The sequence below is a fragment of the Leifsonia sp. NPDC058292 genome (assembly GCF_042880955.1).
Lineage (GTDB): Bacteria > Actinomycetota > Actinomycetes > Actinomycetales > Microbacteriaceae > Leifsonia.
This window is the reverse complement of the sequence record NZ_JBHVYL010000067.1, coordinates 1-7584: the sequence shown is the minus strand read 5'-3', so window position 1 is coordinate 7584 and position 7584 is coordinate 1. Positions and strand designations below refer to the sequence as shown.

9 protein-coding genes are annotated in these 7584 nt (G+C 68.3%); 4 read left to right on the top strand and 5 right to left on the bottom strand.

All coding sequences use genetic code 11. From position 1 onward, the window contains the following. Positions 1-75: 75 nt before the first annotated feature. Positions 76-543 (bottom strand): hypothetical protein, encoded by a 468-nt coding sequence (locus tag ACFVWR_RS18740; RefSeq protein ID WP_387215836.1) that lies wholly within the window; start codon positions 541-543, stop codon positions 76-78. A 182-nt stretch (positions 544-725) separates the two neighbouring features. Continuing rightward, on the bottom strand, positions 726-1940 hold the full coding sequence (locus tag ACFVWR_RS18735) for an NADP-dependent isocitrate dehydrogenase (RefSeq protein ID WP_387215833.1): 1215 nt from the start codon (positions 1938-1940) through the stop codon (positions 726-728). Positions 1941-2086: 146 nt separating this feature from the next. On the opposite strand from ACFVWR_RS18735, the gene ACFVWR_RS18730 reads away from it, so the two are divergent. The 3 genes from ACFVWR_RS18730 to ACFVWR_RS18720 all read left to right on the top strand — a co-directional run bounded on the left by ACFVWR_RS18730 (position 2087) and on the right by ACFVWR_RS18720 (position 3384). Then, a complete protein-coding gene (locus ACFVWR_RS18730) occupies positions 2087-2539 on the top strand; it encodes a GNAT family N-acetyltransferase (protein WP_387215829.1) in 453 nt (150 codons plus the stop codon). Further along, entirely contained in the window at positions 2523-2870 is a 348-nt protein-coding gene (locus ACFVWR_RS18725; protein ID WP_387215825.1) for an MGMT family protein, read from the top strand. Before ACFVWR_RS18730 ends, ACFVWR_RS18725 begins: the two co-directional genes overlap by 17 nt. A gap of 85 nt (positions 2871-2955) precedes the next feature. Continuing rightward, on the top strand, positions 2956-3384 hold the full coding sequence (locus tag ACFVWR_RS18720; RefSeq protein WP_387215822.1) for a hypothetical protein: 429 nt from the start codon (positions 2956-2958) through the stop codon (positions 3382-3384). 12 nt (positions 3385-3396) lie between these two features. Here ACFVWR_RS18720 and ACFVWR_RS18715 read toward each other — a convergent pair whose 3' ends face one another. From ACFVWR_RS18715 to ACFVWR_RS18705, 3 genes are read right to left on the bottom strand one after another with little or no spacing between them, the layout of a single operon-like run. Further along, complete coding sequence (locus tag ACFVWR_RS18715; RefSeq protein WP_387215819.1) at positions 3397-5157, bottom strand: sensor histidine kinase; 1761 nt, start codon at positions 5155-5157, stop codon at positions 3397-3399. 1 nt (position 5158) lies between these two features. Further along, the gene (locus ACFVWR_RS18710; protein WP_387215816.1) at positions 5159-5842 is read right to left on the bottom strand and encodes a LuxR C-terminal-related transcriptional regulator; all 684 of its coding nucleotides are present in this window, start codon (positions 5840-5842) and stop codon (positions 5159-5161) included. 5 nt (positions 5843-5847) lie between these two features. Beyond that, on the bottom strand, positions 5848-6222 hold the full coding sequence (locus ACFVWR_RS18705; RefSeq protein WP_387215813.1) for a response regulator: 375 nt from the start codon (positions 6220-6222) through the stop codon (positions 5848-5850). A gap of 166 nt (positions 6223-6388) precedes the next feature. Here ACFVWR_RS18705 and ACFVWR_RS18700 point away from each other — a divergent pair, with 166 nt between their 5' ends. Next, positions 6389-7447 (top strand): hypothetical protein, encoded by a 1059-nt coding sequence (locus ACFVWR_RS18700; RefSeq protein ID WP_387215810.1) that lies wholly within the window; start codon positions 6389-6391, stop codon positions 7445-7447. The last annotated feature ends 137 nt before the right edge of the window (positions 7448-7584 follow it).

Here is a 7584-nt window from a genome sequence, read left to right as displayed (position 1 = left end):
GGGCCCCCCCCCCGCCCTTATCGGGGGGGGTCGCCCCGGGCCCGGCGCCACCCCTCGGCGGCTAGCGGATGCCCGCTACGAGCATTCCTTCTGCACGGCGGTGAACTTGGTGCCGAGGTCCTGAGCCTTCGACTGCACCTCGCTGACGTCGATCGAGGTCGGGTCGCTGAGCGCCTTCTTGATGTAGACGGCGTAGTCGTCGATCGCTGTCGCGGCGTCCGAAGTGACCTTCTTGACGTCGGCGTTGCCGATCTTGTCGTCGATGGCCTTGACCTGGGTGTCCAGCTTGTCGAGCAGTGCCGACGCCTTCGACGGGTCGCCCATGACCGAGCTGACCTCGCCCTGCAGGTCGGCGACCTTCTTGAAGCCGTCCTCCACGATCTTGCACGCAGCATCGTGGCTCTGTGCCGCCGGCGCCGCCGGCTTGTCCGCACCGGTGTCCGACTTGGCGTCTGAGGTTCCCGCCGAGCAGCCGGCCAGCGCGAAGACGGCGGCGAGCACCGCGGTCGCCGCGAACGTGTGTCGCGTTGCGTTCTTGTTCATCTCATCCCATCTCATGCCGCGGCCGGGTAGTGCCGCGCTTGAGCTCCCCCCAAGTGGTGAGCGCACCTACGACCATAGCGAATACACAGACGCGGGGACATCGGCAGCACTCCCCACGGGGCGCACGGACGACACAGGGCCCGGCGGATGCGCATCCACCGGGCCCTGTGCGACGAGCGAGACTACGCCAGGCGAGCCTTCAGGTTGTCGCCGAGGGTCGCGAGGAACTCCTCGGTCGTCTGGTACGGCTGGTCGGGGCCGATGAGGAGCGCGAGGTCCTTCGTCATCTTGCCCGACTCGACCGTCTTGATGACGACGTCTTCGAGCGTGTGCGTGAAGTCGATGAGCGCCTGGTTGCCGTCGAGCTTGCCGCGGTGCGCGAGGCCGCGCGTCCAGGCGTAGATCGAGGCGATCGGGTTGGTCGACGTCGGCTTGCCCTGCTGGTGCTGACGGTAGTGGCGCGTCACGGTGCCGTGCGCGGCCTCAGCCTCGACGACCTTGCCGTCGGGGGTGGTGAGCACGCTGGTCATCAGACCGAGCGAGCCGAAGCCCTGCGCCACCGTGTCGGACTGCACGTCGCCGTCGTAGTTCTTGCAGGCCCAGACGTAGCCGCCCTCCCACTTGAGGCTGGAGGCGACCATGTCGTCGATCAGGCGGTGCTCGTAGGTGAGACCGGCGGCGTCGAACTTCTCCTTGTACTCGGCCTCGAACACTTCCTGGAACAGGTCTTTGAAGCGGCCGTCGTATGCCTTGAGGATGGTGTTCTTCGTCGACAAGTACACCGGGTACTGGCGGTCGAGACCGTAGTTGAACGACGCGCGCGCGAAGTCGCGGATCGACGCATCCTGGTTGTACATGCCCATCGCGACACCGGCGCCGGGCGCCTGGTAGATCTCGAACGTCTGAGCCTCGCCGCCGTCGGCGGGCTGGAAGCTCATCGTGAGCGTGCCCGGGCCGTCGAAGGTGAAGTCGGTGGCGCGGTACTGGTCGCCGAACGCGTGGCGGCCGATGACGATCGGCTTGTTCCAGCCGGGAACCAGACGCGGGATGTTCGAGATGATGATCGGCTCGCGGAAGACCACGCCACCGAGGATGTTGCGGATGGTGCCGTTCGGGCTGCGCCACATCTTCTTCAGGCCGAACTCCTCGACACGCGCCTCGTCGGGCGTGATCGTGGCGCACTTGACCCCGACACCGTGCTTCAGGATGGCGTTGGCCGCATCCACGGTGATCTGGTCGTCGGTCTCGTCGCGCTTCTGGATGCCCAGGTCGTAGTACTCAAGGTTCACATCGAGGTACGGGTGGATGAGCGAATCTTTGATCGACTGCCAGATGATGCGGGTCATCTCGTCGCCGTCGAGTTCGACGACGGTGCCTTCAACCTTGATCTTTTCCAATGGATCTCCTCAAGTCTTTGCCATGTTTTGGCCGTTGACAGCTTACCCGAGCCGAGCAAGTATCTTGACATCGAGATAGTTTCTCTCAGGCGATGGTCGGCCGGCGCAACTATGCCTGCGTCCCCGCCGCAGGTTACCCTTTCGTCATGGCTGAGTTGAGACTTGAAGAGTTGAGCGCGTCGAATGTGGTGGCGGCGAACGCCCTCACACTGAAGCCGGGCCAGGAACAGTTCGTCGCACCCGTCTCGTACTCCGCGGCCGCCGCCGTGTCGAACCCGGCCACCTCCTGGCAGCGCGTCGTGCGCGACGGCGACGAGGTCGTCGGCTTCATCATGGGCAACTTCGACCCCGACGCAGAGCACGAGGAGTTCCACTCGATCCTGTGGCGCATCAACGTCGACGCCGACGACCAGGGCCGCGGCATCGGCACCTTCGCCGTTCAGGCTCTCGCCGAGGAGGCGCGTCGCCGGGGGCTGAAGCGCCTCTACGTGATCTGGGAGTCGGGCGAGCTCGGCCCCGAACAGTTCTTCCTGCGCAGCGGGTTCGCCCCTGTGAGCGAGACCCAGTACGGCGAGACGGTCGGTGCCCTCGAGCTCTGACGGCCCGGCGCCCGTGCCGGAACCCGACGACGAACCGCCGTTCGTCGAGCGCGTGCTAGCGGTGGTCGACTCGATCCCGCCGGGTCGCGTCATGACGTACGGCGACGTCGCCGCCACGCTCGGTTCGCGGGCGGCCCGGATGGTCGGCCAGATCATGGCGTACTACGGCTCCGAGGTGCCGTGGTGGCGCGTGGTCAGAGCGAGCGGACACCCCGCGGTCGACCACGAGCACATCGCACTGCAGCACTATCGCGCGGAGTCCACGCCACTGCTCGGGGTGGGTACCGCGAGATACCGCGTCGATCTCCGCGCCGCGCGGTTCAGCCCGTGACCGAGATCATCCGTCCGGCCGATGCGGCATTCAGCTTCATCCGCTTGACTGGGCTCACCGTCCGTTCGCTCTCTGGGAGATCTCTGTGCACCGTGTCCGTCTAGTCGGCCTGGCCCTTTCCGTGTCGGCTGTCGCCGCGAGCCTCACGGGATGCTCCGTCATCGCCGCGTTCACACCGCACGTCGACTCCGCCATCTACGCGGACGCCAAGGAGTTTACCGCGACCGCGACGTCGGCGTTCGGTTCGCCGGCGTTCGTTCCCGACGACGCCACGATCATCCGTGTCGACTACGACACCCAGGGCAAGGGCGCCATCCTCACCTACACGTCGAAGACGCACTTCAAGGCGGGCACCTGCACGAAGGCCACCAAGATGCAGAAACCCGACATCCAAGACAGCTGGTGGCCGGTCAACGGCATCCCCGACCAGGGTGTCAGCTGCCCCGCCGGCTGGACGGCCTTCGCCGCCGGCGATCAGATCTACGCCAGCACCCTCACCTCGCCGCGCCGGTAACCCCGGCCCCGGTCAGACGGGGATCGTGAACTCGATGATCGTGCCCAGGCCGGCCACCGACTGAACCTCGGCGTGGCCGTCGACCGCCTCCACCCTGTCCCGAACGCCCTCGAGCCCTCCCCCGGGCTCGACGCGGGCACCGCCCTGTCCGTCGTCCTTGACGACGACCGAAACCGTGCTGTCCGTGCGGGTCACCGTCACGGCGCAGTTGCGGGCGTTGGAGTGCTTGGCCGCGTTGGCGAGGCACTCGGCGACGCAGTAGTAGATGGTCTCCTCGACGACCTCGCTCAGCCGCTCCGGAACGTCGATCGCCACCTCCACCGGCAGGTGGCTGCGCAGCGCGAGCTCGTCGATCGCCGAGCGCAGATCTCCGTCGGTCAGCACCGTGGGGTGGATGCCGCGGGCCAGTTCCCGCAACTCCTTCAGCGCATCCGCCAGCTGTGCCGACGCGCGCTCGAGGTCGGCGACCACGTCGTCGTTCCCGGCGGCCTGCGCTTTCGACGTGGCTATCCTCAAGCCGATCGCGAGGGAGACGAGCTGCTGCTGGGAGCCGTCGTGCAGATCCCGTTCCAGCCGTCGCCGGGCGAGGTAGCCCTCCTCGACGATGCGCAGTCGCGAGTCGCGCACCTCCTGCAGGGTGCGTTCGAGGCGGTGGCGCAGCCGGTCGTTGTCGACCGAGAGCAGCAACGCGGACGACACGGCGTCGAGCAGCCTGTCGTCCTGTGTGAGGGCGACGTCGTGCTCGATGAGGGCGATCGGGCCCTGATCCGAGTCGATCGCGAGCGTCGAGCGCCCCGGCCGTTCGATCGGTGCGCCCTCGGGCATCCGTTCGCCGTCCGACGCCTGGTATCCCGTCAGATGCTCGTCCCACCAGTAGACCCGCAGCGAGCTGTCGTGCAGGGTTCGCGCCAGAGACGACTCCCACAGCGTGCGGTCCACCTTGTCGCGGGCGACGATCACGAGATCGGCGACCCGCGAGCGCAGCCCGCGGGCGTACATGACGCCCCCGACGAACGAGGGAGGGATGAGCGCGATCGCGACCGGCGGAATGAACTGCAACCACCCGCCGTCCCAGCCGAGTGTGAAGCTCAGCGAGTCCTGCACGGTGCCGTAGCACCAGATCAGCAGCGCCAGAGGCATCACGAAAGCCACGCGCCGCGCCGGCAGCGTGCTCTGGAACCAGCGCATCGTGAGCCGCACCGCCACGGTGAGCATCAGGGCGAGGCCGACGAGCCGCCACGCGACGCCGAGCCAGAAGTCCGCACCGTCGCTGGGCACGATCGCGTACGCGTTGGGAACGCATCCGCACTCCTCGGCTGTCGGCGACGAGAACAGCAGGATGCCCGTGAACCGCACGAGGAAGGCGAGGGCGACGGCCACCACCATGACGCGGTCGAAACGCGCGACGAAGCGCCCGGTCGGATAGCAGAGCACGAGGATGCCGACGAGCACGGCCCACAGGTCGGTCACGCCTTCGAGCAGCGGCCACAACCAGCCGTAGTCGCGGGTCAACGGATACCACGCACCCGCCGTCCAGAGGATCGATGCCGCGACCATGATCCAGCCGGGGATGGGGCTGCGCACGATCTTCCAGGCGATGACGGCGCACACGGCGTAGTCGAGCCCCACCACGACGAACACGATCGCCCAGCCGACTCCCGACGGCCGGGGCCCGTAGTCTCCCGTGATGGCGCTCAGCACCTGGGCGATCACGTTCGAGGCCACCGCGATCACCACGGCGAGCGCGCGCACCGTGTAGCGCGCCGCGGTCATCTCAGTCGTCCCGGCCGAGGAAGCGCAGCACCGCGAGCACCCGGCGGTGTCCCTCCGCCGAATCTTCGACGTCGAGCTTGGCCATGATGTGGCCGATGTGCGATTCGACCGTGCGCAGGCTCAGGTGCAGCTCGGCGGCGATGCCTACGTTCGACTTTCCTTCGGCCATGAGCCGGATCACGTCGCGTTCCCGCGCCGACAGCGCGTCGAGGGAGGCCTCCGCGGAACGCCCGGAGACGAGGAGGCCGACGACCTCGGGGTCGACGACCGAGCCGCCGGCGGCGACGCTGCGCACGGCGTTCACCAGGGTGTTCGCATCCGCGACCCTGTCTTTCAGCAGGTAGCCCGTGCCGCTTCCGGCGCTCATCGCCCGAATGGCGTATGCCGCCGTCGTGTACATGGAGAGCAGCAGCACGCCGACGGACGACCCGGATGCGCGCAGCCGTTCGAGCGCCCGCAGGCCTTCGTCGGTGTGGGTCGGCGGCATCTTGATGTCGAGCACCAGGGCGTCGATCGACGGGTCGGCGGCGACCACCGCGAGCGCTTCTTCAGCGGTGTCGACCGAGGCGACGACCTCGATTCCGCCCGCGCGCAGGATCTGCCCGATCCCCTCGCGGAGAAGCACGGCGTCATCGGCGACGGCCACCCTGAGGACGCGCGAATCCCTGCTCTCACCCGCCAGCACGCCGCTTACCTTAGCAGGCTGCGAATCGCCTCGCCGCTCAACTCCGCCTTGCTGATGAACCCCTCTGCACCGCTGTCTTGGATGCGCCGACCGTAGTCGCGGGACGCCCGGCTGGAGGTCAGCACGACCGCCGCCCCCGTCGCGTGCATCGCCGGCACCAGATCGAAGCCGTTCGCGTCGGGCAGGCCGACATCGAGGAGTACCACATCGGGCGCGAGACGGCGGCTCAACTCGATGCCGCTCGAGCCGGTGGCGGCATCGCCGACCACCGAGAACCGTTCCAGCTTCAGCAGCTCGGTCGCCTGGGCGCGGAAACGTGCGTGGTCGTCGACGATCACAACACGGAGGCACATGTCCACAATCATCGCCGACGACGCCATCCGACCGCATCCGTGCCAACACGCAAAGGAAAAGGGTGGACCCCCGGATGCGGGTCAGTGCGCGCAGGGCCAGCATGGTGAACACGCCGACCAGATACCCGAGGGAGGCCGCCTGACCCGACAGGCGGCGCCCCTGGTCGAAGCGAAGCAGCGAGGAGAAGGGCCCATGTTCACCGCAGCACGACCAGGACGGACCAGCGGCGCAGTACCCGACGCGCCGCCCGTTCCGGAGGTGGGCATGGACCGTCTCGTCGAACGGCACGGGCTCCCGCTCGTCGTGCTCGACATCGGTCGCGCCGCCCGGCAGTACCGAGCGCTGCGTTCGGCGTTCCCTTCCGTCGACGTGCACTACGACGTGAGCGCGCTGTCGCATCCTGCCCTCGTCTCCGCGATCACGGCCGATGGCGGGTCGTTCGTGGTGTCGCACGACGGCGCACTCGAAGCGATCACCCGAGCGCGCATCGACCTCGCCCGGGTTCTGCATGCAACTGCCGTCGTGCACCCGCACGAGGTGCTCGCCGCATACAACGCGGGGGTGCGGCGATTCATCGTCGACGGCACGGCCGACGTCGAGAAGTTCGTCGGGTATCCCGATGATCTGCGCCTGCTGCTCCGGCTGCGTTCCGACGACCCGGCTCGCGGCGCTCATGCGCTGCCCCGAGGCATCCGCCCGCTCGATGCACTCCGCACGGTTCGCTTCGCCGCCAGTCTCGGCGTGCGGGTGTCCGGCTTCTCCCTGAACGTTCCTCCCGAAGCGACGCCGCAGCTCTACGTGGCCCGGATCGCGCGAGTGGTCGCACTCATGGCCGACATCGAGGCGGTCGTCGGCTGCCGATTCGACAGCATCGACCTCGGGGATGCGTTCCCCGGCACCGCGGCGGTGAGCGTCGCCGACCGCGCCGAACTCGCGAAGGCCATCCGCGCCATCCTCGCTCCCGCCACCTCACGGCTGAGCGTGACCGCTTCGGCGAGCCGGGCGGTGACAGCGGACTGCATCACCGTGATCGCCGGCACCATCGAGCGCGACGTCGATCCGCTCCTCGCGAGCGACTGCATGGACGAGGGCGCCGGTGTCGCCGTCATCGGCGATGACGGGCTCGAGGCCGGCGCCGCACCGGGCGACACCCGCCCGTCGCTCCTCCCCTTCTTCCGCTCCGTCGCGCACACCGGGCACCGCATCCTGCGAACCGGCCGGCGCCCACAGACCTGGTCCTCGGCGGGCTGACAACCTCAACCCCTTCACCCGGTGGGTGACCCGGCGGCGGGGAACACGAGGAGGCTTCCTTGGTGTTCCCCCCCGAGTCTCGTCTCTCGCGTGGCACACACGCCGAGGGGCGAGTCCTTGCGCGCCGGATGCGCATC